Origin of the sequence: Streptomyces violascens, assembly GCF_014649955.1 — a bacterium.
GTDB classification, from domain to species: Bacteria; Actinomycetota; Actinomycetes; order Streptomycetales; family Streptomycetaceae; genus Streptomyces; species Streptomyces violascens.
On record NZ_BMUA01000032.1, the window covers coordinates 21965 to 46154 of the forward strand.

Genomic DNA, 24190 nt, shown 5'->3' on the forward strand with positions numbered 1-24190 from the left:
GCCGGGGATCCTGGCGGCATATGCGCATTGCGCCTGCCGCCGTCGGCGGCCGGGTGTCAGCGCTCGCCGTGCGGCTGGGCAGGCCGGGTCTGGATGGTGGCGACGTAGCGCTTGGTGAACACCATCGGGACGACGAAGCCGGCGATCTGGACCGCGGTAGCGGTGGTCGAGTGGCCTTGGTCCGCGTGTGCGAGGAGCGCCAGAACGGAAGCGGTCACCGCGAACGCGAGGGTCCAGACGCTGGTGATGACGGTGTTGGTCCGCACGAACAGCGGCCGGCCCCAGACCTCCCGCGGGGTGGACTGCTTGGCGATGCCGAGGGTGAACGGCTTGCCGATCACCAGCGAGACTCCCGCGATCAGGGCGAGGACCCCTGAGGACAACGCGGCCGAGTACGGGTGCACGGCCGAGCCGGGGTCGGCGAAGGCCACTGCGGCGAGCACGGCGAAGAACGCGGCCGACCCGGATTCGATGATCAGCGCGTCCGGGCCAAACCCGGCAGATCGCTGTCTCACGATGACGCCGACTGCCACGACCAGGCCGGCCAACGCGGCCCACTGCCACCGTTCGGACGGCAGGACCGCATAAACGATCCATGGCAGGAACGTGACGACGTAATTCATGGTGGTTCTCCCCCTACGGTCAACAACGTCCGGGTCCTGCGGCTTCGGCCGCTCCGACACCGGTCGGGAGGCCGAACGCGTCCTGGAAACCGGTCCTTTGCCGCGCTGGCCACACGCCTCATCGGAGAGGAACGCCGGCACCCGCAGTTCCCCCGCGGGGCCTCCACCATCCAAAACGACCCGTTTCGTTTCGGCGCGATGTGGATCATGCAGCCCTCGCACGCCCGCTGTCAAAACGACTCGTTTCGTTTCGACGCGGTAGTATCGGTGGGTGACTCCGCTCCGCCCACCCGCCCCGTCCCGCCGCAGCGAACGATCCGCCCGGGCGATCACGGCGGCAGCCCTACAGCTCTGCAAGGAGGTCGGGTACCCGAAGGTCACCATGGACGCCATCGCCACCCGGGCGGGCGCGAGCAAGGCGACCATCTACCGCTGGTGGCCCTCCAAAGGCGCCCTGCTGCTGGACGCCTTCCTGGAACAGACCGTCGACGCGGCACCCTTCCCGGACACCGGCGACATCGTGGCCGACCTCCGCAGCCAGATGAACGCCGCCATCGCCAGCATCGGCGGCCCGGAGCTCTGGCCCCACTACACCGCGCTGATCGGCGAAGCCCAGCACCACCCCGAGCTTGCCCAGGCCGTCTTCGACCGCTTCATCAGCCCCCTGGAGCAAGCCGCCGCCGATCGTCTGCGCGCGGCCCAGGCCCAAGGACAACTCGACCCCAGCCGGGACCCGCACATCCTCATCGACCTGATGTACGGGGCGCTCTACTACTCACTGCTGCTCGTCCGCAAACCCACCGACCCCGCCTACGTCGACGCCCTCCTGGACACGACGCTGCACGGCTGGATCACCGGCTCCGCACCGACCGGAGCGGACACGCGCTCAAACTCCGCACGGTAACCATGCGCATGCCGGCGACAGTGAGCGAAGGGGCGCGGCGGGTGGCTCTGCCCCTGATCGTGTGCCGCGGTGAGATATGTTGCATCGGCTGAGCGGACGAGCTCACCACCACGACGCGGAATCCAGAGAGCTTCAGCCCGCCGCTGATTGACATCGCAAATGCGTCCATCGGTCAGACTCCCGTGCTGATGCTGGACTCCGCCGCCCTGGCAGGCTGGGAGCTGTTTTCGACGGAATGCTCAAGTCGATGTCGCTCAGGGCAGGCGGCTACGTCCCGTGGGGTGGAGGAAGCTCGTGGATGTCTGTACAACGAAAGACGGTTTGGTTCGGGGCCATCGGCCGGCCCCCGATATCGTGGCGTTCCTCGGTATTCCCTACGCTGCCGCGCCCTTTGGGGCCAACCGCTTCAGAGAGCCGCGTCCGGTTCGGGCATGGGAGGGCGTCCGTGAGTGCCGGACTTTCGGCCCGGTGGCCCCGCAGTCGGCGCGGCTTCCGGGGGCGCCGTCCTGGTCGCCCGGCGACGAGGACATCCTCACCCTCAACGTCTGGGCGCCGGCATCCGGCACTGACCCAATACCGGTCCTGGTCTGGATCCATGGTGGTGCCTACACCTTCGGCTCTTCCGCGCAGCCCGACTTCGACGGCACCGCCCTGGCCGGTGCCGGGCTGGTGGTGGTGACCTTCAACTACCGGCTCGGGTTTGAAGGCTTCGGTCACATTCCGCCCGGGTCCGGGCCCCCGTACCCGGAGAACCGGGGCTTGCTCGACCAAATCGCCGCGTTGCGGTGGGTGCGGCAGAACATCGCCGCCTTCGGTGGCGACCCGGCCAATGTCACGGTAGCGGGGCAGTCCTCCGGGGCGGCCTCGGCCGCCTGCCTGATGACGATGGACCGGGCCCGCGGACTGTTCCACAGGGTCATCGCCCACAGCGTCGTCGGCCCCTGCTACTCGATGGAACTCGCAGCTGAGACCACCCGGAGAGTCGCTGCGGCGGCCGGCATCCCCGCCACCTCCACGCACCTGACGTCCGCGACCCCGCAGGCACTGGTCGCCGCCGCCGACCGTGTCGTCGATGGCTACCGGCAAGACCCGGGTTCCGGGCCCCGCCACTACAACCCGGTGATCTACGGCCCGGTCATCGACGGCGACATCCTGCCCAGCGACCCCCTCGCCGCGACGGCGGACGGAGCCTCAGCGGCGGTGGACCTCCTGGTGTCCCATACCGCTCAGGAGTACTGGCTGATGGACGCCGTCGGCAGCAGCCCGAAAGTCACCACCGACGAACAACTAGCCCAATTTTCCAACGACTTCCGCCTCCCCGATGGCCTGGTGCCGGGCTACCGGAAACTGATGCCCGTTGCCCCCGTCCTCGACATCTATCTTGCGATCTTCGGCGACCTGCTGTTCAGCGAGTACACCAACCGGCTGGCAGAGCGCCACGCTCAAGCCGGTGGCCGAGCGTTCACCTCCCGCTTCGCCCGCCACCGCAGGGGCATCGAGGGAGTGGTACGCGCCTGGCACTGCGCTGACATCCCCTTTGCCTTCGGCAACCTCACCCTCAAAAGCGTCGAGTTCCTCATTGGAGGTCCCCCCAATGCCGCAGATCATGAGCTGTCCCAGCGCATGATGGGAGCATGGGCCGGCTTCGCCCTCACTGGTGACCCCGGTTGGTCCTCCCTCAACGGCCCGACGACCAGCCCCCACGTCTGGGACACTGCAGACACCCCTGCCGGGGCGACAAACGCCGCGGCCCGTGCTCTGTGGCGCCACGCAGACTTCTCGCCTCTTCGACCCTGAACCCTCCAACGCTACGCTGCCCGGGAGGTCTTCCACCTGGTCAGGCGCAGTCATGACCCCCGTCATACAGACCGACGTCCCCGTGGGGCGAGGCGATGTTCACGGCGATGCTGTCCGGGCTTTTGATGCTGCGCGAGGCGCAGGGCGACGTGGATCCGAGTATGGCGGTGGAGAAGTGCCTGGTGGCCTGTCGGCACTTCGTGCTCGCCGTGTCCGTTGCCTCCGCCGATGTGGAAGAGGCCGTCGTCTGACGGCTGGGCAACCCGCAAAGCGAGGGTCCGCGGATCAGGTCCACCCTGCCAGGCGCGGTTGGGGGCAGCCGGTGGAGCTGTCGGCAGGCGGGTACGACGGCGGGGGCCGTACCGGTGTCACGGGATCAGCCGCACATATCGGGCCTGGGCTCCTTGTTGGGGGCCGTGGTCGGCGGTTGTGGCGGTTGCGTGCGCTTGGCCGTACCCGGGGTGCTGTCTTGTCCTGGAGGACGGAGGCTGTCGGTGGAGGCGCGCGTCCGGTGCGCCGGTTCACTGATACGGGAGTACGAGCATGGGCACGACGGGCAAGAAGATGCAGAACAAGGCGCAGGAAGCGGTTGGCAAGGCCAAGGAGGGCGCGGGCAGGGTGACGGGGAAGGACGATCTGCGGGCGAAGGGGAAGGCCGAGCAGGGCCAGGCCCGGGCGAAGGAGGCCGCCCGCCGTACGAAGGAAGCGGTGACGGAGCGGGTCAAGGGCAAGCACGGCAGTTGATCCCCCCTGTCACCGGTCCAGGAGTGCGTGTGAACGTGGGAGATGAGTACCGCGCCCGTGCCCGCGTTTTGTGGGTCAGGGCGGGGGAGTGGAGGGCGGCGGCCCGGCAGGCCACGGACCCGGACCAGCGACAGCGCCTGCTGGACACGGCCCGCCGGGTCCAGGAAGAGAGCGAGCAGGCACGGCGCAGGGCTGATGGGGATCCGCGATTTTGGCTCTGGCCGCAGTTCCGTGAACCCACGAAGGACGCGTGTGGACAGGTGGCGCGTGAAGTTCAGAGAGCCCCGGGGTGGCCCGTGGCGGCGAACTGATCTATGACATCGCGAAGTTGCTCAAGGAAGTCGCGCAGACCGGCGGCCACGGCATAGAACTCGTCGTTCCAGGTTGCAGTCCTGGACTTGTGGACCGTGCCGTTGGCCGCGAGAACGAAGAGATTGCCGCCGCCGTCGCTCCCGAAGACGATTCCATGATCGCCATTCTCGAGGGGAACCGCGCCGTACTCGTCCAGGTGCGCAGTCACGGTGGAGGGCGGGTGGATGAAGTAGCCGTTGCCGATGTCGGGCAGAGACACGCTGTCGATCACGGCGAAGAGCGACAGCAGGGCCACACATTCCGGCCGGTGATTCGTCAGGAGGATGGCCGCGGCCCGCGTCTCATGATGGTGTCCCGCCGGGTGGTGTAGTGGCGATCTCCGCGTAGCCTCTGGCCATGGGGCGGCCACCGCGTAACTCTCCGAGTAGTGACGCTCGTTGAGAGGTGACGCGATGGCCTTGTCCCAGCATGACTTACTCCGCCTCACGGAGGCACTGCGTACGGCGGACGGAATCGAGTTGATCAGGGTCCTGGCCCAGCGGATCCTGCAGGAACTCATCGAGGCCGAGGCCACTGCCCACATCGGTGCGGAGCCCGGCGAGCACACCGAGAGCCGCACGACCTGGCGCAATGGGCACCGCGAGCGGCTGCTGACCACGCAGGCCGGGGACCTGGACCTGGCGATCCCCAAGGTCCGCACCGGGTCGTTCTTCCCGTCCCTGCTGGAGCGCCGGCGGCGCATCGACCAGGCCCTCTACGCCGTCATCATGGAGGCATACGTGCATGGCGTGTCTACCCGCAGCGTGGACGACCTGGTCAAAGCGTTGGGCGGGGACACCGGGATCTCCAAGTCCGAGGTCTCCCGGATCTGCGGCGACCTTGACGCGGAGCTGACCGTCTTCCGCACCCGTCCCCTGGACCACACCCGCTTCCCCTACATCTACCTCGACGCCACCTACTGCAAGGCCAGGGTCGAGCACCAGATCGTCTCCCAGGCCGTGGTCATCGCCACCGGCATCACCGAGGACGGTGGCCGCGAAGTCCTCGGGCTGATGGTCGGCGATAGCGAAACCGAGGTGTTCTGGAGCGAGTTCCTGCGCTCGCTGCGGGCCCGCGGCCTCACCGGGGTCCGCCTGGTCATCGGCGACCACCACCTGGGCCTGGTCGTGGCCGTCCGCAAGGTCATGCTCGGCGCCGCCTACCAGCGATGTCGCGTTCATTTCCTGCGTAACGTCTTCTCGGTGATCCCGAAAGACTCCTCGGAGATGGTGGCCGCGACGATCCGCACGATCTTCGCCCAGCCCACCGCCGAGGCCGTCCGGGCCCAGCTCGACACCGTCGCCGACATGCTCGGACGACAGTTCCCCAAGGTCAGGGACATGCTCCTGGAAGCCAAGACCGACCTGACCGCGTTCGCGGACTTCCCCGAGCGACATTGGAAGAAGATCCAGTCCACAAACCCCCTGGAACGGGTCAACCGCGAGATCAAGCGCCGCGTCGACGTCGTCCAGATCTTCCCCAACCCTGACGCCCTCGAACGCCTCACCACCGCCGTCCTCATCGAGATGCACGACGAATGGATCGCCTTCCCCCGCAGCTACCTCCCCAAGGGCGGCATGGACTCGATCTACCCCCAGCCAGAAGATCAACCCGCCGCCGCTACACCACTACAGGGGACATGACCATCGAGTCCCACGAGTGCTGTCGGCGCGCTCACACCTCAAAAGCCCCTACCGACACCGAGACATGATGGGATCAAACACACCTCATCGATGAAAACGACCTCTAAACGGCTGTGAGGTGCTGGCTCGCGTTTGTCGCCTGGGATCAGCGTCCGCCGTTTAGGTTGGTCGTGCCGTCCTTGAGGACCTCGAAGTATGTTGTGCCGGGCTGGCGCAAGGTGAACACCATTCCGTACTGGTGGCGGATGTCGGCTACGGTCTTCGAATCCGGCTGGCGGGTACACCGTCGAATCGGCGGGTCGGGCTGGATGCACGGGGACGGTTCGTGGACCAGAACCGGGCGCTGTGGACTTCGGACCGTGTCCCACTCCAGAGTCTCCTCACTGTCGAGGAGTTGTGTGGGCTCTTGTGCATTCGGCCCCAGGGGGTTGGGCCCCTTTCCCTTGTAGTAGGCGACCAGCTTGGAGGCGAAGTCGCTTTGACTGGAGACGACACCAGCTCCGCCGGTGGGGTGCGAGGCTTTGTCCCGGTCTCCTGCGGCCAGAATCGACTCCAGCACGTCACCGATCCGGTCTGGTGCGGCGCCGAAGTAGCCGGTGACCTCCAGTGAGCAGCGCATCTTGTATGTGTCGTCGCCCGAGGGCCACAGCCCCCCGGCACCGCTCCCGCAAGAGTCGTTGACAGTGACCAGGGCGGGGGTGAGGGACATCTTCTTGCCGTAGGCATCGACGGCATCGGCCATGCGCTTCTCCGCCTTCTGCCTGGCTTGCACGGCCTGCGGGCTGCCCGCGGGCTTTCGTAAGTCTTCGTAGCTGAGTGCTCTGTCTCCGGAAGAACACGAGACGATGCCCACGACAGCGGCGACAGCCCATGTGGCAGCCGCGGCCCTCCGGGCCTGGCGAGGCTTCCAAGTCGCAGACATACCGGTGTCTCCTTCGATCTGACGTGATGCAGCCTATGGTCCCGAAGCACAGCGGGTGGGGCCTGAGTATGCGTACTCAGGCCCCACCGTAGGCCGGATGAAGTCCGGGCAGAATGGGTCGTGTCCTGGAACGGCCTTCTACTGCAGGCGGCGCTCCAGTACGTTCGCGTAGAGGCGTGCGCCGGAGATCTTCGGGTGGAACGATGCCATGCCGACTGGTGAGTTGTCGGCCTGGGCGTGGCCGGTCAGGACGATGCCGTTGACTGTTTCTGGGTCACCGCACACGGCCTTGCCGTCGAATTCGGACCGCGGATCCGCGAAGAGCGTGTAGGCGCCGGTCTCGGTCGTGGAGTCGAGTGCGGCTCCGTTCATCTCCTCATTCAGCATGTCCGCGAGTGAGTTGAGCCATGGTGCCTCCTCTGTGCCGATGCCCGGGATGCACTGTCCGCCTCCGGACAGTAGCCGGGGATAGCCCATGAGGATGATCTTCGCGTTCTTCGCCCGATCGTGAATGGCGTTGAGTGTCTTGACGATCTGGGGGCGTACGGAGTCGTGCAGCCACTTGGGAGCCCAGTCCTTTAGCGGCCCGGTATCCCCCGGAAGGGGTTTACCTGTGGTCGGGTCCTCGTTGTCCATCGACGCGTTCTGGCAGAGGTCCAGGATGACCTCGTACACACACTTCTTGAACACGTCGGTGAAGCGTGCGTCGTTGCCGCCGACCGACAGGGTGACCAGGGTGGTGTTCTGGTCGAGGTAGCCTGCGTCGAACTGCGACACCTCACCGTATTGGCCACCGTCCGTGCCGGGCAGCAGCATGTCGTACGTGCGGGCCCCCGAGCAGGCGACGAAGTGGTAGTCCATCTGCGGGTCACGGGCGTCGACCATGTCACCGACCGACTTCGAAGCGCCCGGAAGCGTCGCCTGCCGCGACCACGCGTACGCGGAGCGGTGGCATTTGTCGGGCCGATCGCCGGGGTGGTCGCTCTCCGGGGAGAAGTCCTTGCCGCCTGTCGCACTCGCGCCTTCGCCCGAGGAGTAGGAGTCTCCCATGGCCACGATGGAGTTGGCCGGCTTGCCGGAGAGCGGCCGGAAGGCGACCGCGCCCCAGGCGACATCCTCGTCGGCCGTGCCGTCCGCTGTCACGTTCGACAGCGACACCTTCGGGGTGCCGGTGAAATGGAATGCGCCGAGGCTGAACCAGGAGCCCGCACGCTGGGGTACCACCCGTCTCGTGCTGGTGCTGTCTGTTCCGCCGACGGTGTAGGCGGCCTGGCGGGTCTGGGCGCCGGTGTCGGGCAAGTGCACCCATACGCTGGCCCAGTTCAGGTTCTGGCCAAGGGTCCAGGTGCCGTCGATGGTCATGGGCCCGCCCTCGCCGCCGAAGTGGTCGCGGTCCCGGGTGTGGGTGTACCAGTAGTGGCCGCCGTAGCCGCCGCCTACCTGGTGGAGGTCTGCCTTTGCCTGATAATGGCCGCTGCTGTCCGGTGTGAACCCGAACTGGAAACTTCCCTGCGAGGTGGTCTTTTCGCATTCGCCCCATGTTTCCGTGCCGTTGGGGACGGAGGTGACGACCAGGGAGTCCAGCGGTGCGCCGGAGCATATGGGTGTGCCGTCTTTGAGGAAGCTACCGCGTCCCGGCTCCGGGATCAGAGTCTGGTACTTGATGGCTTCGTGGCCGCAGCTGGTGGCGCAGTCCTTCTTCCATGTTGCGTTGGGCTGGTTCCACCAGTACTGCGCGTAGCATTCCGCGTCGGGGCACTTCGGTGGTGTGGCCTTGTCGCAGTTGTTGTTGCTATTGCAGAAGGTTTCCAGTACCGGTGAGACGTGGCTGCGGTCCATGGTGGTGGTCCACCAGGCGGGCCGGAATCCGGCCGTGGAGAACCCGGATTGGCCGGGCCGGTCCTGGCGGCCGGAGGTGGAGTAGGAGTACCCGGTGTCGATGGACCAGGCGGCCCACCCCATCACCTTCTCCTGGTAGGGCCACCACTGCGGGTGGGCGGCGTCCTTGTTCGCGTTCGGCCCGTCCACGTCGGTGTCCATGAACGGGTGGCCCCAGCTCTTCTCGTAGATCGGGTTGGCCGGGTTGTTGTACCAGCCCAGTCCCCAGTGCCCGGCGTGGTTGGACGCGTCGGTGGGCGGGTTGAAGCCGAGGTTGTAGTTCCACACGGCGGTGAACCAGTTCTCCACCATGGACGGATCATCGTTGTTGACGGTGACCTTCTGCCCGTCCTTGTGGACCTCGTTCCACTTGTCGGCGAGGATCTTCATGGACGCGGCGATGTTCGTCGCATAGTCGACCGCGATGAGCTTCTGGAGGGCCGGGGACAGGCTCGTCTCACCGGGCTTCTCGTGACCGGCCATGCGCATACCGTCGGTGACCTGGCCGACGCCATAGCCGCAGTCGGACTTGTCCCAGTTGATCTGCCAGTAGGCGGCCGGGTTGTTGGGGTTGGCCTTGTGCCCGTAGTAGCCGTCCACCGCCGCGAGCGGGCTGCCCATCTGGCCAGGGATCGCCCCGGACTCGGCCTGCCACAGGTTCGACTCCTGCGCCATGATGCCGAGCAGCACATTGGCCGGGATCTTGCCGCCGCCCGTCAGGGTCGGCGGCGGGAACAGGCCCTGAGGGTCGATGGTTCCGAGACCGGCCTGGTCGCGGTAGCCGCCCTGCTTGAGCCATTTGGAGCGCAGCTGGCCGCGCACCGCCATGTCGACCCCCCACTCGACCTGGTTCGAGGTCGGCTGCAAGGCTTGCGCGCTGATGTCATTGCGGGAGACCGCACACCAGCGGTCCGGGTCGGTCGGGTCGGTGGATGCCCCGGCGGCCGCGGTGCGCTGGGCGGTGTCTCTGGTTCTTCCGAGGGCCGGAGAGGGAATGGTCCCCGAGCCGTCCGCAGCTTGCTGCTGCACGCTCTGGGTGAACTTGGTCCCGGTGCTGGTGGCGGTGCTGGTCACCGTCACCGCATCATTGCCGTCGGCGGAGGCCGCAGCTTGCGAGGCGGATTCTTCAGCCTTGTCGAAGCTCTTGCCTGCGTCCTTGATGTGCGTCAGGCCCGCGCGCACGCCGGGGGTGAGGACCGGGTCGACGGCCAGGCGGCCGTGTGAGGACACGTCGGTGTTCGCCGGGGCGTTGGTGCGAGTGATGCCGGTTCCCACCGTGGCGGGCGCGGTGGCGGGGTGGCCGGTGAGGAAGATCTGGCCCGCCTCGCCCTGCATCAGGCCGAGATCGCCGAGCTTGCCGGAGGCGATGGCGGCCGGCTTGCCGGTGCCGGTGAACACCTTGGCGGTCACCGTGGAGGCGTCCTTGCGGTCGACGAAGGCGACCTTGCCGTCAGCGGCGGGGCGGATGTCGAACGGGGCACTGTCCGCGTCCGCAAGGTTCTTCACCGTGCCGGAGGGGTCGAGGTGGACCAGGCGGCTGCCGAGCGCTGCGACGGTGCCGTCCTTCACCGGAACCGCGCTGGTGACCTCGCCCTTCGCCGCAGCCGTGCCCGTGGTCTTCCCGGCGGTGTCCACCGTCATGACGCGCGTGCGAGTGCTCGCGGGGTCGTTCATGTCCCGGTAGGCGGTAAACGCAGCCGTGCGGGTTGCCGTGTTGCAGGACGGGTCGAAGTAGGCCAGTGATGCCGTGAACGGCAGCTTCGTCACATGCCCTGTCGCCAGGTTGACGATGGCGGTGAAGCCGCCGCCTTGCATCAGGTCCGGCTTGTTCGTGAAGCTACGCGGCGCATAGACGACGGCGGCGTGGTCGTGGTCCATCAGGCACTGGTTGCCGATCCACGAGTCCGCCGGCATTTCCGGCTCCGACAGCTTCGCAGCTGTCTTCCACGCGTATGCCTGGCTGCTGTCGGCGACCAGGAGGTGCAGACCGTCCGCATCGGCGGCGGCGGTCACCGCACGGTCGGGGCTGGACTTCCAGTCCGGACCGAGCTTCTTGGCGGGATCCTCGACCCGGCCCGGAGACGCCGGCGGCGGGGCGGGGCTGGCGGCCGGGCTGGGTTTCGGTGCGGCGATAGCAGGGGCAGCCTGGAGCAGGCCGCCGGTCAGCGCAGCGACCGTCACAACAGCGGCTAACGGCCCGCGGGTTCTCTTTCTGAGTCTCATGTGATCGTTTCCTCGTGTCTCGAGGGATGGTGTCCCGTGCCCTTGCAGGCACGGCGAGGCCCGCCCGCCCGTGCGCAGGGGCACGAGGCGGGCGGGAGTTGTGGTGCCGGCGGCGGGTGGTGGTCCCGGCGGGCTAGTGGTAGACGTCGACGACGATGCGGTTCGGCGCGGTGAGGGTGGAGACCTGGTACCGGGTGTAGTCGCCCAGGGAGAGGCCGAATCCGATGTGGCCCTCGTAGTCGCCAGTCATCTGCACGCCCTTGAGTGAGGGCAGCGAGACCGGCTGCACGGTGGGTGTGGTGTAGGCGTCGGGGCCGCTGGACCGGGCCTGAGCGGGGTAGACATCGAGGAGCAAGTAGGACTTGCCAGTGATGGTTAGGTGCCGTGTCTCGCCAGAAGCTCCCGGAGTGTAGGACCCGTCGGCCGAGAGCTGGGCTTGCACAGCGGCGGGCGGGACGTTGTCGGTGAGGTCGAAGACCAGGCGGTCATAGTCCGGGTGACCCCCGGTCCGGGCATCCAGAATGCACACACGCTCACACGGCATGGGCGTTGCGGCCTGGGCGGGCGCTATGGCTGTGGCCAGGAAACCGGCGGCAACTAACGCCGTTGCGGCAAGACGGCGGACAGCGGGCATCAATGACTCCTTTGAATGTGTGTGATTCCGTCATGTAGGAACGGCGGCTACGGCTATAGGCATCGCCCCTTGAGCCGCACCGGAGGCTGGTGATGGAGGCGGAGAGCTGGGTATCGTCGACCTGCTGGCGCAGACTGCCAAAATGCATGCAATACCCCACATTCCAGAGAAGATTGGGCCGGGCATGACTCGCATTCCCTTAAAGCCGTTTATGACCTCTGCTCTGCTGGCGCTCGCCGCCACCGGGGTTCTCGCTCTGTCAGGCTGCACCGTTTTCCAGAAGGATCGCGGGCCCATCCAGGCCGCACCGACCAATACACCCACCGGCACCCCCGCTGCGGCGGAGACCGCCCTGGCCGAGCGTTACCACCGGTCCGGCGGGGCACCAGAGGTGTACGGCATCCAGTACCGTTCCGACTCCGGCACCCCTGTCATCAACGTGTGGACACGCAATCCCGATGACAGCTCTCCAACATTCGAAAGCCTCAGGAACGGGGTCACCGGTTTCCTCGCCCGTGAGGAACACGTCTCACTGGCCAAGGGCTATCAGCTATATATCGTCGGCCCCACCGGAGCCTTGCAGCACCGCTGGGACACGCGTCTCTGACCGTGCGGGGGAGCTTTCATACCTTCTGCTCTGACTGGCAAAGAGGAAACTCCCGAAAACGCCAGTGCGGCCGGTCGGGAGGAGGCCGACCGGCCGCTTCAGGTCAGCCGCGCCAGACCTTCACAGCGTCAGCCTTGTTGTCCCAGTTGCCCCCACCCGGGTATGCGAGCCAACTGAGATTGGGGCGGTCTTCTTCCGACGATATGAACGATATGTCGCGGTCCGCGACCGGCCAGGAACGGTAGTCGATCAGATGGGCACCGCCGTAGTTCAGCGGATAGTTCACGACGATCCGGTAGAGGGAACTCGCTCTGTCCCGGAAGCCCCAATCACTCAATTCTTTCGTACCGGGGTCAAAGAACTGCAGGTGCGGGCCTGAGTAATTCGGGCCGTCGTAAATGCACCAGTAATCCGCCGAGCAGTCCTGCACCTTTCCGGCCCGGGCCACACCAGATCCCCCGGTCTGCTTCCGGCTCGGTGCCGTGTACTTGGCCACGTCCTTGGAGCCCGCCCGCGCGGCCATGAACCGGGCAGTGTCGGCATCCGCCTGCTCGAACGTGTCGTAGCAGTGGACCGCGCCTCCGGGCAGCTCCGTGCAGGTCTGTGCGCCCTGCCAACCCTCAGCAAGGTTGATCTTCCGACCGTTGTAGTCGGCGATGACCGGATGAGGAACGGGCTTTGCGGCCGAGGGGGCCACCGACACGTTCTGCGCCGTAGCCGCCGTAGCCGCCGTAGCCGCCGTAGCCGCCGTAGCCGCCGTAGCCGCCGGAGCACCAGCGATGAGTACACCTCCCACCATCGCCGCAGCCAAGAAAACCGCCTTGAAATTCTTGTGCATATTCCCTCCCCGTGTGTGGCGGCGGAAGGGACTTCTCTTTGTTTGTGAGCAACCCCCCGCCGCTCAAGACCAGTCGAACCTAAACCGGCGGCTCGAAGAAGTCACCCGGATAAAGCATTCCGGATCGCCATTGGCTCAAAACCTGCACGTGACGCTTCTCGCCGACATGGTCGAAGTGCAAGCATTGCGCACCGAGTACGGGCGGGCGCAATGAAAAATTTGCGCCTTCATAGCGACGACACGCCGCCGAACCACTTGGATCTCCCGGAGGTGCGGTTTCGTCGACCTGTCTCTCGTGGAAGAGTTCGCAGACTTGACCGCTGCGACCTGATTCGCTCCATGGCGTTTCCATGAAAGAACAGTGCAAACACTACAAATCCATAGATCTGGACAGTCTGGTGAAGCGGACGCGGACCTGGAACGACTGGAGCAGCCACGCATTCTGGCGAGAAGTCACCCTGTCCCTCCCCTCGTAGTATGGAGATGTCCGCTATGAGGAAGTTTGATGGCAGAGATACGCAAGAAGTACGACGCGGAGTTCCGGGCTGGGGCCGTCCGGATCGTTCGTGAGACCGGGAAGCCGGTGACCCAGGTCGCGAGGGACCTGGGGATCAACGAGGGCACGCTGGCCACGTGGACCTCGCGGGAGAAGGAGGCCACCCGGGCCGGTCTGGATCCCGACGAGCGGGCCGAGCTCGCGCGGCTGCGCAAGGAGAACCACGAGCCGGCATCGACCCCGCAACGCTGCCTCCCCTGCCCGAAGCCCGTAGGCGCCGCCCGCGCCGCAGGTAGTGACTGCTCGGCCGTCCCGTGCGCGTGGACGTGAGCCGCTGCGCGTGGGTGAACTCCTGTTCAGCGGGCTGCTTCCCAGCACCAATCCTGCTGTGGGGGTGGTGCGGCCGGAGGAGCTGCGTGTGGGCGCGGAACTGTGCGACTAGGCCGGGTCACCGGGGTCCCTGGCAGTCCCAGGATGGCGGCCGGATTCGAGGGCACCGTCATCGACTTCGACGCCGATGAAGTCCTTGCCGTGGTCCAGCGGTAACTCGCCCGTGTGCCCGCCTGTCTCGTCCTGTCGGCTGTCACCCGCTCTGCGGGTGCAAGGGCGGCTGCGGCAGGTTTTGCGGTGGACCTTCACCACCTGCCGCGGATCTTGGCGAGCAGCGCGAGCGGGATGAAGGCCGTCCAGAAGGCGATGGTGGCGAACAGGGGGGTGACGACGACGAGGAAGGCGAGTCCGAGGAAGGGTTCACCTTCGGATTTGATGCCGAGCAGGGGCAGTGTCCCGCCCGTGATGATGACCACTGTCCACCACAGTCCGAGGAGCATGGCTGTGGCCGCGGTGCCGTACGCACCGGTCAGCGGCCAGTTGGCCGGTTTCTTTGTCACTGAAGTCCCCCAAAGCGCGGCAAATGCAAGATCATCATAGTGTGTGCGGTCTTGCGGGTGCCGGTTTTGGCCTGTCTCCCGGACTCGCTGGCCCAGACGGGCGGTGGCCAGTACTGCGTCGTCACCACGTAGCGATCAACGCCTGGCTGTGGGGTGGGGGTTCGGGTTTTGTGTGGCGGTGGTGCCGGGCCGGTTGCGATGGCGGGATCGCTTGCCTGGGCGGTCGCGGCCGCCGTGGGGCTGGCTGCGGTTCTGCAGCGGTGGGACAGGCGTCGTGACGGTTCGGCAGAACGACGCGCAGGGTATGGAGCGTCATCCCGGTTCGGCTTCCGCCACTCCAGCGTGCCCTTGTCCGGGCCCGCGCGCAGCCGGATGCCCAGCTGACATGCGGACGAGGCAGCGGAGCGTCCCGTGCAGGCTGCCAGTTCGCTCGAACTCCCCTGGCGACGGTGTCGGCTCCGGCGGAGCCGGAGGGCTCTCTCCTCGGCGGCTCCGGAGGCCGCAGAGCCAACTCCACGGAAGCCATCGCCCACAACGGCACAGCCGGCTACGTCAGCATCGTCGTCACGTAACGACGCGCCCCGGTGGAGAAGCAGCTCAGTGTGCGGGCTCAGCAGGCCCGCGGTTGGTCCGGTGCGGCCTCTGCTCCGCCTCCAGCGGCACCGTCAGCTCCGCGATCTGTGTCTCCAGCGCCTGAACCCGCTCCCGCGCCGCGGCCCTCCCGCGTCTCCAGCTCCTCGCACCGCCTCCTCGCCGGAACGGCAGGGAAACGGCGCGGCGGCCACAGCCCGACCGGCCGCCAGGATGCCCGGTACGTTTCCGACGTGGCGCCACGGCCAGGCGTTGTCGCTTCACGGCATGTTGAGATCCTCTCGGGCTCCCGCTATCTGGCGCAGAACACCATGGGAATCGCTGCTCCGAGCCAGATCTGTCGCTTCCGTGAGCAGCGCGGCTGCCTCGTCGCGCCGGTTCTGTTGAGCGGCGAGGTAGGCCAGTCCGATCAGGTTGGCCGCCACCCCCGGCAAAAACCCCAGCTCGCGTCGCAGACGGGTCGACTCCTCGAGAAACGTATGGGCGTCGTCCAGGTTGCCGGCCATGTGGTCGGCAATCCCGAGATGCCGTAAGGCGTAGGACATGGTCAGCCGGTCTTCTACCTGGCCGGCGAGGTCGAGGGCACGCCGGAAGGCGGGCAGCGCGCTCGCGTTGTCGTCGCGGACCACCTGATGGAAGACGCCGATCCAGAACACCGCCTCGCCGTGACCTCGCACCTCACCGAGGCGCCCGTAGAGATCCGCCGCACGCTTGAAGAGCTCCAGCTCCCTTGCGTCCTCCTCCCGATCCTCCAGGAACCGGGCATGGATCAGACGGCCACGTGCCAGAGCCAAGTCGGCCTCGACCGCGTCGAGGCCGCGGTCGGCGATCTCCAGTCCGTCGCTGTCGCCACCGAAAACGGCGCGTTCGTAAAGAAGTCCGGCCTGCTTGATCCGCTCGTCCACAGTCATGCAGTGATCGTATCGATCCCAGATTCGGAGTGCTGCGGCGTCCGGCGCTCGGTCGGCCTCTAAGGGCTGTCCCGTAAGCGATCTTCGACCGGTTGCGGCAGCGCCCCGCGCGCGGGCGACTGGGCCCTGATGGCAGGATGATCGCCCCGACGATTCTGGGGGCCATGTCCGTGCACACGCCTGCTGACTACCTTGAACTGGCGCATGCCGAGAGCGACAGCGCCGTACTGCATCGCCTCGCACGGTGTCCTTACCCCTTCGTATGGCAGGCACTGGCCGCCAATCCCGCCACGGCGCCTGCCACTCTGCTGGAACTGAGCACGGCGCAAGACAGTGCCTGGAACGACAACAGGCTCCTTCGGCTGCTGGCGGAGCATCCGAGGGCGGACCACGCGGTGCTGCGAGGCGTCCGTGATGCCGTGGCGGCGAAGCTCGCCGAAGGTGAACGGCCCTATGCCGCTGTGCTCGCGCTGGCTGGGCGGACGGAACTCGCGGCGGCAGAAGTGCGACAACTCGGGACTCTCCGTGGGGCTTCCGCGCGTCTGCGCGGTCAGCTGGACCGGCACCTCGGGCTCCGCACTTGACCCATACCCGGTCCCGGTCGACCCCAGATGAAACGATCTTGGTGTGACTGCGGTGATCACGGCGTCGGTGCCGTCCTGGATAGGTCCCTTCACCGGGCTGAGCCCGCGCTCCTTCCGCAGGCTGGTGACTGCCGTGCGGCGCGAGACCGCTGCCGGACTTCAGCGTGGGCGGCCCTGGGGGCTCCCACTTGAGGATCGCATTCTGCTTGTCACGGCCTACTGGCGCACGAACTTGACCATGCGCCAAATCGCCCCGCTGTTCGGCATCTCGAAGTCGGCCGCAGATCGGATCATCGACCACCTCGGGCCGCTGCTCGCACTCCAGCCCCGCAAGCGGTTCGCGAAGGACACCGTCCTGATCGTGGACGGCACCCTGGTTCCCACCCGTGACCACACGATCGCTGAGCAGTCCAAGAACTACCGCTATTCCACGGCCCATCAGGTGGTCATCGACGCCGATACCCGCCTGGTTGTCGTGGTCGGCCGACCCCTGCCGGGCAACCGGCACGACTCCCGCGGCTGGGAAGAATCCGGCGCCAAGGCCGCCGTCGGCAAGACGATGACCATCGCAGACGGCGGCTACCAAGGCACCGGACTGGTCATCCCGCACCGCCGGCGCAAAGGCGAGGACCTCCTGGCCTGGAAAGAGGCACACAACCACTCCCACAAGCAGGTCCGGGCCCGCGTCGAGCACACCTTCGCCCGCATGAAGGGCTGGAAGATCCTGCGCGACTGCCGACTCAAAGGCGACGGCGTTCATCACGCGATGCTCGGCATCGCTCGCCTGCACAATCTCACCTTCGCCGGGTAAGCACAGCGGGGGACGCAGCGACCGACCTCTCCTCCACCAACTCCAAGATCGTTACGGGACAACCCTTAGGTGATGGGCTGCTCGGTGGTGGGGTCCCAGGTCACCCGTTGCGATCCCGCGCCCCCAGGGACAACCAGCGAACAGAGCCTCTGTGCGTCACGAAGGACCGCAACGGAGTGTGGGTGATCATTCGGGGGCCGGGCGGACTACGATTCCGGTGATCTGGGCGGGCGGCGGAAGCGCCGCGTTCAGGCGCGCGGTAAGGGCGGCCGACAGCACGGTCGCCTGCGCGGCCCAAGCCACCGTGATGCCTCGAAGATGGAGGCGGCCCTCGGTATCGACGCCGAGCGGCTCCAGATGGCTGGACGCTTCGACTCCCAGGGCAGTCCTCCACCAGGCGTCGAGGTCATCGAACCAGTCAGGTCGCGACAGGGCCATCGTCATGCCTCCCCGGTGAAGACGCCCCGCCAGCAGGTCCCCGCCACCTCCGCGGGCGCTGCTGACGCACCGTGAAGGATATCCAGGTTCCGGCCCCGCCGGCCTCCTGGGGCACCGCGCTCAGTCCGTCGCAGTCCGTCCGTGCGGCCTGAACGCCGCGGGTTGTACGCGAGCGGGTCTGATGACCCGTCACCTGTCCGCGGCGGCACAGCCGGATACGGGCGTGGATCTCCGCGGCATGAGAGACCGCCCGGTGGCTCCGTCCCGGAGTACGCAGACCGTGCCGTGCCGGGGTCATCGGCCGGCCGTGGGTCTTGGTATCCGCTGCGCCCGGAGTCGTTGTCAGACCCTCCCCCTACCCTCAGCAACATTCCGTCACACGAGGTGACGGAATGTTGTGAGAGGGCGGACGCCGTGACCGTGTGTGTGGAACGCAATGCCGTAGTGGACCTGGAGACCCTGGTCCAGCAGGTCCCGCAATGGGCACGCGAGTGCGGAATGGTTCCGCTGGCCCGTACCCCCGGCCTGACCGGACGGTCGGTGGGACTTGGCCCCGACGACCTCGGCGCCGAGGAGTTCGTCGGCCTCGCCCGCGAGGGCGGGGCACGGTTCCTGTACTACGTGGCCGAACGCTTCGAGGCCGAGGATTTCGCCGTCCTCGACGACGGGGACGAAGAAGACTCCCCGGAAGACCGGCTCGACGCCGACAGCCTCAAGACACTGCGCGCCCTGCGCCGACGGGCCAAGACTCACGACGGCGAGCTCGACAGCGTCGCTCTGTGCTTCGTGACCGACGGCGTCGCCCACTACTGGGCAGCCGAGGCCCCCTGGCGGGCCAAACTGGATGAGCAGTGGACCGAGTTCAGCAACGCGCTCAGTTACGGGGCCCAGGTCAAGGCCGAGGAAATGCGCGCCCACATCGAACAGGAGAGCGCCCGGCCGTCCAAGGAACTCGAAGCCCACCCCGACATGCGCTCCGCGCGGGGCATGTGGGCCTTCGCCATCGCCAGTGAGGTCTACCCCGCCCCGGACGGCGCGGACGACGAGACCCTCTACGCGCACCGCCGGATCCTCCAGGGCGCCCTGCGCGACGCAGAGGCCGCCATCGGGCAGACGGCCTTCCGCCTCTTCACCCGCTACGAGCAGGAACTGGACACCCTGGCCACAGAAATCCTCGACCAGCAGCTCCTGAACGGCGCCACCACCGCCGCAGTTCGCCGGATCCGGGTCCAGGACTTCCTCACCGAGAAGTCCGGCGGCTACGCACCACCCAAGCGCACCGTCGACCTCCTCCTGGCCCGGCCCGAGCTCAAAGCCCCCAAGCCCCGGCCCGGCGGATGGCCGGACGGCCAACTGCACTTCGGCTGACAGCCGTGACGCCGGCCCGCAGCTTGGCGGGCCGGCCTCCCGCGACTCCGGATACAACATCAGGACAGGACGGCCATGTTGGGCCACGTGACATCCGGCCGAACGGTCATCGCGGCCGGAATCGCGGAGCAGGGGCCGTGGCACCTCCGGACTACCTACGGATCGAGGAAGGATCTCACCGGCGCCGTGCGCCCGGCTCCGGTGACGAACTCGACGCGCTGGGTGCGGAGTACCGGGTCGCACAGACTGTATTCCAGCCCTGACGGTCAGTTGGCGTGGGGCGTGAACCGTTCGAGGAGACGTTCCTTCTGGGCGTTGCCCAGGCCGCGTACCCGGCGGCTGTCGGAAATCTGCATCTCGTCCAGGATCCTTTGGGCGCGTACTTTGCCGACGTCGGGGAGCGCTTCGAGCAGTGCCCGGACCGGCAGCTTGCGGACCGCTTCGGAGGTGCTGTCCAGCACGTCACCCAGCGACAGCTTCCGGTGCTTGAGCGCCTCCTTGACGGCGGCGCGCTCCTTGCGGGCGGCGGCTGCCTTCTCCAGCGCGGCCCGGCGCTGCTCAAGGGTCAACGGGGGCAGAGCCATGGGGCGGTCCTCTCGTCCTGCGGAAACCGAGCGGCCCCCATCATGACCCTGTGGCCGAGGCTTTGACCAGCGGGTTCAAGCCCATGTCACGGTGGCGTGGCGGGCGATGGCCGGCGTCCATGCGGGCACCGCACGGCAGCAGCGGGTACTTCTTTCGGTCATGCCCCCTCCTCGAAGTCGGCGGGCAGGTCGGCGGTATGGCATCGTGACAAGTCCGGCCCGTCAGGCTCCCCCGTCTTGGCGGGCCGGGCCTCTGCCGCGGCAGAGGGGACGGGGATCAGCCCGTACTGGGTGAGCGCCTGGGGTGTAGGCGCGACTGGCTCGCGGCACGGATCCGGCTAGGCGACATCTCCCGGGACCACGCCGCTCTGTTGTGACCATGACTTGATGACCATGTACTCACCGTCGGCGGCTTTCTCGGCGAGCGTGACGACGGCGTTTCCTGAGCCGTAGATGCCGACTTGGCCGAGGAACTTCTTCTCGGCCACCTCGCCGTCGTCCCAGTAGCCCTGTACGCACGCACCGTCGGGCCCGAACTGGGTGGTTACGCGGAATCTGCCGGGGTTTATGGACCGAGAGCCTGCCATGCGATGTTCGTCAGCCGTTGCCGTGCCCTGGCCGGGGCACCGCGAGCCGCTGCTTCGGTAGGGAGAACGGGGCGGGTGGTTCATCGGCGGCGTACGGCGCTGATCCAGGCGGGCAGGGCCATGGCGGCGAAGGCGAGCATTCCGTCGGCCGGTGGGAGGCGACCGCGACATCGACGCCGAGAATCGGCCGGATGCCGTGGGCGGCACAGGCCTGCACGAAGCGCACCATTCCGGCCATGGTGTCCCGGTCGGTGAGCGCCAGCTCCGTCATGCCGCGCTCGGCAGCCCGTGCCACCAGGGCTTCGGGGTGGGAGGCGCCGCACCTGGCGGAATAGCCGGAGGCGACATGCAGATGCACAAACCCGCCCATCCGCTCCTCCTGCGCTCTATGCCCCCTTGCCCCTTCTGTCCCAGTGGCCAGATATCCACCATAGCCCACAGAACCGAATGCCTGTTCGAACAAGAAGTAAGGTCTTGTCCACCCCTCTGGCTGCTAGCAATTGCTATCTTGGGGGGATGGCAGCCGATGAGAAGCAGCTCAACGTCCGCGTTCGCGCCCGCACCCATGAACTCCTCGCCGAACGGGTCCAGCGCAGGGGCGTCACCATGCAGGCCTACGTCTCCGGCCTCATCGAAAGCGACATCGACCCCGCCCGCGATCCCTTCGTCGCCGGCCTCGTCGACGACATGACCGGCCTGCTCGACGAGTTCGACGACGCCTTCCACCCCGGACAGCGTTGATGTTCCTGCGCATCGACGCCCGCTGGATCGAAGACGCCCTGCAGGACTTCGAACAGCGCACCGGCCGCGAGACCGGCATCGACGACTGGGGCGCCCTGACCGCCGCGGTCTACCGCCACGCCTACGAACTCCACGCCGGCGAACCCTTCTACCTCGAAGCCCCCGTCAGGGCCGCCGTCCTGCTGCAGATGTTCGTCACCCTCAGGCCCCTGACCGACTACAACGGCCTCGTCGGATCCGCCCTGGCCCTGCGCTACCTCCACCAGTCCGCCGAACCCGCCAAACCCCCCGCCGGCGCCATGGCCGACCTCGTGCGGGAAATCCGCTCCGGCACACTCACCCTGCGCGCCACCGCCGCTCGCCTGCGCTCCTGGGGCACCGACTGACCCCTGCCGAGTGCGCCACCGCCCTACGGGCCGATGGTGACCGCTGCTCTTCCACGACCAGGCCCGGTCTCCCTGAAGGCGGAACGGCAGCGGCCCGCGTGCGGCGAGCGCACGAAAGTACTGGCGGACCTAAGGGACGACTGCATTGTCAGTGCCCCCCTTTAGCGTCGAAAGCCAGGGCCCGGACCGGCCGGGGCCATCGAGCGAGGGAGCGACCATGGGCAACATCAGCATCGACAAGAAGGCGCTGCCACGGCTCCTCGACGACGGCTCCGCCCATCACGGCGCCTCCTACCAGCAGGTCTTCACCGCCCTGGCCGCCACCCACCGCGGCCGTCCGCCGGCCCAGATCGTGCCCCTGCTGCGCCGCGCCGCGGATGACGCGCTGCTCGGGTTCACGGCGGCCGATCTGCGCGAGCAGGCCGAGGCGATCAGCACTGGCCGGCCGTACGAGCTGAGGATCACCCTGACGTGAGATGGCCGCCGGGAGCGCACGCTCCCTCCAACACCCGTCCGACCGGCCCCTGTTGAGGGAACTAGGTGGGCAAACGCCTCCTGCCGGGCGTCGTGGCCCTTTCGATGCCGGTGTGCGCAACATGAAGCCGTTCAGGGAAGCCGTCGCTGAGACACTCGCGGAGCTGGCCCGCCGCGGGGGTGACGCTCGCGCCCGTCACGGTGGAAGACACCATCGAGAAGCAGATCACCGTCGTGGCCGACCGGCTCGGCAACCAACCGCGGTCGGCACGGCGCTACTTCGACGCTGCCGCCATGGCCGACCCCCTCGCCCGCAACGTCCGCGCCGAGGCGGTGGTGAAGGCCGCCGGGTCGATCTCGCGATCGGTGATCGGGTAGAGGTTGGTGATGTGCCGGGCCGGGATCGTGACGGCGTCGGCTGCGGCGCTCTGGTCCATGTCGCGCCGGGCCCGGTCGTGGTCGTCGGAAAGGCTTGCCCGGCGAGTTCGTTGAGTTCGGCGTAGACCGATGATGCCTGCGACCTTGCCGGGAATCTGTACCGGGCGGCCAGTCAGCTGGAGGAGCCGGTCGCGGGTACGGCGCAGCCTTCACCACCCCCCTCCCCGCCTGCATGCCGTGATCATCAGCACATGGGGTAATAGCGGGATTTGGTGCGCAAACCTCATTTAGGATGATCACCGCACATCGCCATGCCGTGCCGCTCTGCGGGGTATTGCAGGGCGTCCTGCTGACGGCTCATCGGGGGTTCCTCCAGACTGTGGCTCAACTCGCCGATGGCCCCGGCATGCCGGGGCCTTTGGGCAGCGGGCAGGACTTGCCGCTCGCCCCTCCCGTATTGCGCCCGGCCGTGGCGCCGATCGGGGAGGGTTTGTCATTAAGACACGTAGAATCTTCGCCGCCGTTGCACTGGCGGCCGTGGTGGGAGTCGAAGTCCCTGCCGTCAGCCATGCTGCTGACCAGGCAGGCGAGATCGTCAGTGGAGTGAGCGGCAAGTGCCTGGAGGTCGACAACTCCAGCACGAACGACGGTGCTCGCGTTCAGCAGTGGGACTGCAAAGGGCAGGCCGGGTCGAAATGGGAGATGACCCGGACCGACGACGGCGCGCTGCAGATCATCAACTCGAACAGCGGTAAGTGTCTGGAGGTGGCTGACGCCCGCACGGACAACGGAGCGCCCGTGCAGCAGTCGGCCTGCACCGACGCGAAGGCCCAGCGGTGGGAAGCCGCGAAGTTTCCTGGGACCGACTACTACTACACCTTGAAGAACGTCAACAGCGGCAAGCTGTTGGAGATCGACAACGCCAGTTTGGCGAACGGGGCCCGGGCCCAGCAGTGGGCGGACAACGGTCAGCGGGCCGCCAAGTGGCTGCTGCCGCCGCTCAAGAAATACAGCCCCGGTTTCCCGCTCTATGCCGTGACGAAGGACGGCTCCTTGGAGAGCTGGAATGTGTTCACGTCGACAAGCTCCCGGCTTGTCTCCAACTGGGATTTCACCGCCGCAGTCCAGGTCGACCATGACAAGGACGGCCGGGCCGAGGGCCTCTACACCCGGGACGCGGAGGGGAACCTTGCCTACACCAATGACGCGCTCGACGACGATGTGGACCTCGGGGACGGCTGGAACCAGTACGACCTCCTGTTCTCCCCCGGGGACCTCGGTGGGACGAAGGCATCTGAACTCCTGGCGCGGGACACCTCGGGAGTGCTGTGGCTCATCCGGGGCAACCTTGACGGGTCACTGGGGGAGCGGATCCGGCTCGGAGGCGGCTGGGGCGCCTACACCCAGGTGACCGGGCTGGGGGACCTGACGGCCGACGGCAACCCGGACATCGTGGCGGCCGACAAGGACGGCGTCCTGTGGCTGTACCCCGGAACGGGCAACTACCGGGCGCCGTTCGGGGACCGCATCCGCGTCGGCGGGGGCTGGGGCCAGTTCAATCTGCTGGCTTTCGTCAGTGACGCCGGAATCGACGGCCGCAGCGACCTGATCGCCCGCGACGGCGCTGGCGGCCTCTGGCTGTATGAGAGCACCGGCAAGGCCGACAGCCCGTTCAAGCCGCGGCGCAAGTTCCTCGACGAGACCAAGAACTGGTCTGGATACCGGGCCCTGTTCTAACAGTCCCCAGCTCAGCCCGCCGGCGCCGCGACCTGCTGTCGCCCGTCACG

28 protein-coding genes and 1 pseudogene are annotated in these 24190 nt (G+C 67.3%); 17 read left to right on the forward strand and 12 right to left on the reverse strand.

Going from position 1 to position 24190, the window contains the following annotated elements:
* Window positions 1-56 precede the first annotated feature (56 nt).
* Complete coding sequence (locus tag IE206_RS36390) at window positions 57-623, reverse strand: hypothetical protein (RefSeq protein WP_189969963.1); 567 nt, start codon at window positions 621-623, stop codon at window positions 57-59.
* Window positions 624-894: 271 nt separating this feature from the next.
* Between IE206_RS36390 and IE206_RS36395 the strand changes: the two genes are divergently transcribed.
* The 5 genes from IE206_RS36395 (at window position 895) to IE206_RS42840 (ending at window position 4379) form a co-directional block, all read left to right on the forward strand.
* Window positions 895-1527, forward strand: coding sequence for a TetR/AcrR family transcriptional regulator (locus IE206_RS36395; RefSeq protein ID WP_189969965.1), 633 nt, complete (start codon window positions 895-897; stop codon window positions 1525-1527).
* A 294-nt stretch (window positions 1528-1821) separates the two neighbouring features.
* The gene (locus IE206_RS36400) at window positions 1822-3324 is read left to right on the forward strand and encodes a carboxylesterase/lipase family protein (RefSeq protein ID WP_189969967.1); all 1503 of its coding nucleotides are present in this window, start codon (window positions 1822-1824) and stop codon (window positions 3322-3324) included.
* Window positions 3325-3419: 95 nt separating this feature from the next.
* Window positions 3420-3575: a hypothetical protein gene (locus tag IE206_RS36405; RefSeq protein ID WP_189969969.1), complete on the forward strand. Its 156-nt coding sequence runs from the start codon at window positions 3420-3422 to the stop codon at window positions 3573-3575.
* A gap of 292 nt (window positions 3576-3867) precedes the next feature.
* Window positions 3868-4068, forward strand: coding sequence for a CsbD family protein (locus IE206_RS36410; RefSeq protein ID WP_189969971.1), 201 nt, complete (start codon window positions 3868-3870; stop codon window positions 4066-4068).
* Window positions 4069-4103: 35 nt separating this feature from the next.
* Complete coding sequence (locus IE206_RS42840) at window positions 4104-4379, forward strand: DUF6381 family protein (RefSeq protein ID WP_229853339.1); 276 nt, start codon at window positions 4104-4106, stop codon at window positions 4377-4379.
* Here IE206_RS42840 and IE206_RS36415 read toward each other — a convergent pair.
* On the reverse strand, window positions 4343-4675 hold the full coding sequence (locus IE206_RS36415) for a hypothetical protein (protein ID WP_189969973.1): 333 nt from the start codon (window positions 4673-4675) through the stop codon (window positions 4343-4345). The two genes, IE206_RS42840 and IE206_RS36415, sit on opposite strands and share 37 nt — an antisense overlap.
* A 157-nt stretch (window positions 4676-4832) precedes the next feature.
* Here IE206_RS36415 and IE206_RS36420 point away from each other — a divergent pair, with 157 nt between their 5' ends.
* Window positions 4833-6062 carry an IS256 family transposase gene (locus tag IE206_RS36420; protein ID WP_189969975.1) on the forward strand — a complete coding sequence of 410 codons (1230 nt, stop codon included), beginning with the start codon at window positions 4833-4835 and terminating at the stop codon, window positions 6060-6062.
* 145 nt (window positions 6063-6207) lie between these two features.
* On the opposite strand, the gene IE206_RS36425 is transcribed toward IE206_RS36420, so the two are convergent.
* The 3 genes from IE206_RS36425 to IE206_RS36435 all read right to left on the reverse strand — a co-directional run bounded on the left by IE206_RS36425 (window position 6208) and on the right by IE206_RS36435 (window position 11614).
* The gene (locus tag IE206_RS36425) at window positions 6208-6804 is read right to left on the reverse strand and encodes a hypothetical protein (protein ID WP_189969977.1); all 597 of its coding nucleotides are present in this window, start codon (window positions 6802-6804) and stop codon (window positions 6208-6210) included.
* 318 nt (window positions 6805-7122) lie between these two features.
* Window positions 7123-11043: an SGNH/GDSL hydrolase family protein gene (locus IE206_RS36430; protein ID WP_229853323.1), complete on the reverse strand. Its 3921-nt coding sequence runs from the start codon at window positions 11041-11043 to the stop codon at window positions 7123-7125.
* 175 nt (window positions 11044-11218) lie between these two features.
* Window positions 11219-11614 carry an AMIN-like domain-containing (lipo)protein gene (locus IE206_RS36435; protein ID WP_189969981.1) on the reverse strand — a complete coding sequence of 132 codons (396 nt, stop codon included), beginning with the start codon at window positions 11612-11614 and terminating at the stop codon, window positions 11219-11221.
* Window positions 11615-11861: 247 nt separating this feature from the next.
* On the opposite strand from IE206_RS36435, the gene IE206_RS36440 reads away from it, so the two are divergent.
* Complete coding sequence (locus tag IE206_RS36440; RefSeq protein WP_189969983.1) at window positions 11862-12326, forward strand: hypothetical protein; 465 nt, start codon at window positions 11862-11864, stop codon at window positions 12324-12326.
* A 103-nt stretch (window positions 12327-12429) separates the two neighbouring features.
* Here IE206_RS36440 and IE206_RS36445 read toward each other — a convergent pair whose 3' ends face one another.
* A complete protein-coding gene (locus tag IE206_RS36445) occupies window positions 12430-13164 on the reverse strand; it encodes a peptidase inhibitor family I36 protein (protein ID WP_189969985.1) in 735 nt (244 codons plus the stop codon).
* A gap of 505 nt (window positions 13165-13669) precedes the next feature.
* Between IE206_RS36445 and IE206_RS36450 the strand changes: the two genes are divergently transcribed.
* Window positions 13670-13990, forward strand: a complete 321-nt coding sequence (locus IE206_RS36450; protein ID WP_189969987.1) for a transposase — start codon at window positions 13670-13672, stop codon at window positions 13988-13990.
* A 305-nt stretch (window positions 13991-14295) separates the two neighbouring features.
* Here IE206_RS36450 and IE206_RS36455 read toward each other — a convergent pair whose 3' ends face one another.
* On the reverse strand, window positions 14296-14550 hold the full coding sequence (locus tag IE206_RS36455) for a hypothetical protein (RefSeq protein ID WP_189969989.1): 255 nt from the start codon (window positions 14548-14550) through the stop codon (window positions 14296-14298).
* A 449-nt stretch (window positions 14551-14999) separates the two neighbouring features.
* On the opposite strand from IE206_RS36455, the gene IE206_RS43305 reads away from it, so the two are divergent.
* Complete coding sequence (locus tag IE206_RS43305; protein WP_268254464.1) at window positions 15000-15122, forward strand: hypothetical protein; 123 nt, start codon at window positions 15000-15002, stop codon at window positions 15120-15122.
* 279 nt (window positions 15123-15401) lie between these two features.
* On the opposite strand, the gene IE206_RS36460 is transcribed toward IE206_RS43305, so the two are convergent.
* Window positions 15402-16052 (reverse strand): tetratricopeptide repeat protein, encoded by a 651-nt coding sequence (locus IE206_RS36460; protein WP_189969990.1) that lies wholly within the window; start codon window positions 16050-16052, stop codon window positions 15402-15404.
* Between the two features lie 137 nt (window positions 16053-16189).
* On the opposite strand from IE206_RS36460, the gene IE206_RS36465 reads away from it, so the two are divergent.
* Together IE206_RS36465 and IE206_RS36470 are read left to right on the forward strand one after the other, a co-directional pair.
* The gene (locus IE206_RS36465) at window positions 16190-16636 is read left to right on the forward strand and encodes a hypothetical protein (RefSeq protein ID WP_229853324.1); all 447 of its coding nucleotides are present in this window, start codon (window positions 16190-16192) and stop codon (window positions 16634-16636) included.
* A 43-nt stretch (window positions 16637-16679) separates the two neighbouring features.
* On the forward strand, window positions 16680-17447 hold the full coding sequence (locus IE206_RS36470) for a transposase (RefSeq protein ID WP_189969992.1): 768 nt from the start codon (window positions 16680-16682) through the stop codon (window positions 17445-17447).
* A gap of 186 nt (window positions 17448-17633) precedes the next feature.
* On the opposite strand, the gene IE206_RS36475 is transcribed toward IE206_RS36470, so the two are convergent.
* On the reverse strand, window positions 17634-17891 hold the full coding sequence (locus IE206_RS36475; RefSeq protein WP_189969995.1) for a DciA family protein: 258 nt from the start codon (window positions 17889-17891) through the stop codon (window positions 17634-17636).
* Between the two features lie 408 nt (window positions 17892-18299).
* Here IE206_RS36475 and IE206_RS36480 point away from each other — a divergent pair, with 408 nt between their 5' ends.
* Window positions 18300-19253, forward strand: a complete 954-nt coding sequence (locus IE206_RS36480) for a hypothetical protein (protein ID WP_189969997.1) — start codon at window positions 18300-18302, stop codon at window positions 19251-19253.
* 266 nt (window positions 19254-19519) lie between these two features.
* Here IE206_RS36480 and mihF read toward each other — a convergent pair whose 3' ends face one another.
* The 3 genes and pseudogenes from mihF to IE206_RS36495 form a co-directional block, all read right to left on the reverse strand.
* Window positions 19520-19837 carry an integration host factor, actinobacterial type gene (gene mihF / locus IE206_RS36485; protein ID WP_189970000.1) on the reverse strand — a complete coding sequence of 106 codons (318 nt, stop codon included), beginning with the start codon at window positions 19835-19837 and terminating at the stop codon, window positions 19520-19522.
* 338 nt (window positions 19838-20175) lie between these two features.
* On the reverse strand, window positions 20176-20424 hold the full coding sequence (locus IE206_RS36490) for a hypothetical protein (protein WP_189970002.1): 249 nt from the start codon (window positions 20422-20424) through the stop codon (window positions 20176-20178).
* A gap of 157 nt (window positions 20425-20581) precedes the next feature.
* Window positions 20582-20794: pseudogene (locus tag IE206_RS36495) on the reverse strand (PHP domain-containing protein); the annotation flags it as partial.
* Window positions 20795-20940: 146 nt separating this feature from the next.
* Between IE206_RS36495 and IE206_RS36500 the strand changes: the two are divergent.
* The 5 genes from IE206_RS36500 (at window position 20941) to IE206_RS36520 (ending at window position 24140) form a co-directional block, all read left to right on the forward strand.
* Entirely contained in the window at window positions 20941-21165 is a 225-nt protein-coding gene (locus tag IE206_RS36500) for a hypothetical protein (RefSeq protein WP_189970004.1), read from the forward strand.
* Entirely contained in the window at window positions 21165-21551 is a 387-nt protein-coding gene (locus IE206_RS36505) for a hypothetical protein (RefSeq protein WP_189970006.1), read from the forward strand. Before IE206_RS36500 ends, IE206_RS36505 begins: the two co-directional genes overlap by 1 nt.
* A 217-nt stretch (window positions 21552-21768) precedes the next feature.
* Window positions 21769-22026 (forward strand): hypothetical protein, encoded by a 258-nt coding sequence (locus IE206_RS36510; protein ID WP_189970008.1) that lies wholly within the window; start codon window positions 21769-21771, stop codon window positions 22024-22026.
* Window positions 22027-22226: 200 nt separating this feature from the next.
* Window positions 22227-22403, forward strand: coding sequence for a hypothetical protein (locus IE206_RS42845; protein WP_229853325.1), 177 nt, complete (start codon window positions 22227-22229; stop codon window positions 22401-22403).
* Window positions 22404-22940: 537 nt separating this feature from the next.
* On the forward strand, window positions 22941-24140 hold the full coding sequence (locus IE206_RS36520; protein WP_189970010.1) for an RICIN domain-containing protein: 1200 nt from the start codon (window positions 22941-22943) through the stop codon (window positions 24138-24140).
* Window positions 24141-24190: the final 50 nt, after the last annotated feature.

Bases quoted from the DNA above. Each gene is read 5' to 3' on its own strand.
- IE206_RS36440 (WP_189969983.1), top strand. From the start codon at position 11,862: ATGCATGCAATACCCCACATTCCAGAGAAGATTGGGCCGGGCATGACT.
- IE206_RS36450 (WP_189969987.1), top strand. From the start codon at position 13,670: ATGGCAGAGATACGCAAGAAGTACGACGCGGAGTTCCGGGCTGGGGCC.
- IE206_RS36460 (WP_189969990.1), bottom strand. From the start codon at position 16,052: ATGACTGTGGACGAGCGGATCAAGCAGGCCGGACTTCTTTACGAACGC.
- IE206_RS36510 (WP_189970008.1), top strand. From the start codon at position 21,769: ATGGGCAACATCAGCATCGACAAGAAGGCGCTGCCACGGCTCCTCGAC.
- IE206_RS36445 (WP_189969985.1), bottom strand. From the start codon at position 13,164: ATGCACAAGAATTTCAAGGCGGTTTTCTTGGCTGCGGCGATGGTGGGA.
- IE206_RS36475 (WP_189969995.1), bottom strand. From the start codon at position 17,891: ATGACGATGGCCCTGTCGCGACCTGACTGGTTCGATGACCTCGACGCC.
- IE206_RS36500 (WP_189970004.1), top strand. From the start codon at position 20,941: ATGGCAGCCGATGAGAAGCAGCTCAACGTCCGCGTTCGCGCCCGCACC.
- IE206_RS36465 (WP_229853324.1), top strand. From the start codon at position 16,190: ATGATCGCCCCGACGATTCTGGGGGCCATGTCCGTGCACACGCCTGCT.
- IE206_RS36420 (WP_189969975.1), top strand. From the start codon at position 4,833: ATGGCCTTGTCCCAGCATGACTTACTCCGCCTCACGGAGGCACTGCGT.
- IE206_RS36425 (WP_189969977.1), bottom strand. From the start codon at position 6,804: ATGGCCGATGCCGTCGATGCCTACGGCAAGAAGATGTCCCTCACCCCC.
- IE206_RS36410 (WP_189969971.1), top strand. From the start codon at position 3,868: ATGGGCACGACGGGCAAGAAGATGCAGAACAAGGCGCAGGAAGCGGTT.
- IE206_RS36505 (WP_189970006.1), top strand. From the start codon at position 21,165: ATGTTCCTGCGCATCGACGCCCGCTGGATCGAAGACGCCCTGCAGGAC.
- IE206_RS36390 (WP_189969963.1), bottom strand. From the start codon at position 623: ATGAATTACGTCGTCACGTTCCTGCCATGGATCGTTTATGCGGTCCTG.
- IE206_RS36490 (WP_189970002.1), bottom strand. From the start codon at position 20,424: ATGGCAGGCTCTCGGTCCATAAACCCCGGCAGATTCCGCGTAACCACC.
- IE206_RS36405 (WP_189969969.1), top strand. From the start codon at position 3,420: ATGTTCACGGCGATGCTGTCCGGGCTTTTGATGCTGCGCGAGGCGCAG.
- mihF (WP_189970000.1), bottom strand. From the start codon at position 19,837: ATGGCTCTGCCCCCGTTGACCCTTGAGCAGCGCCGGGCCGCGCTGGAG.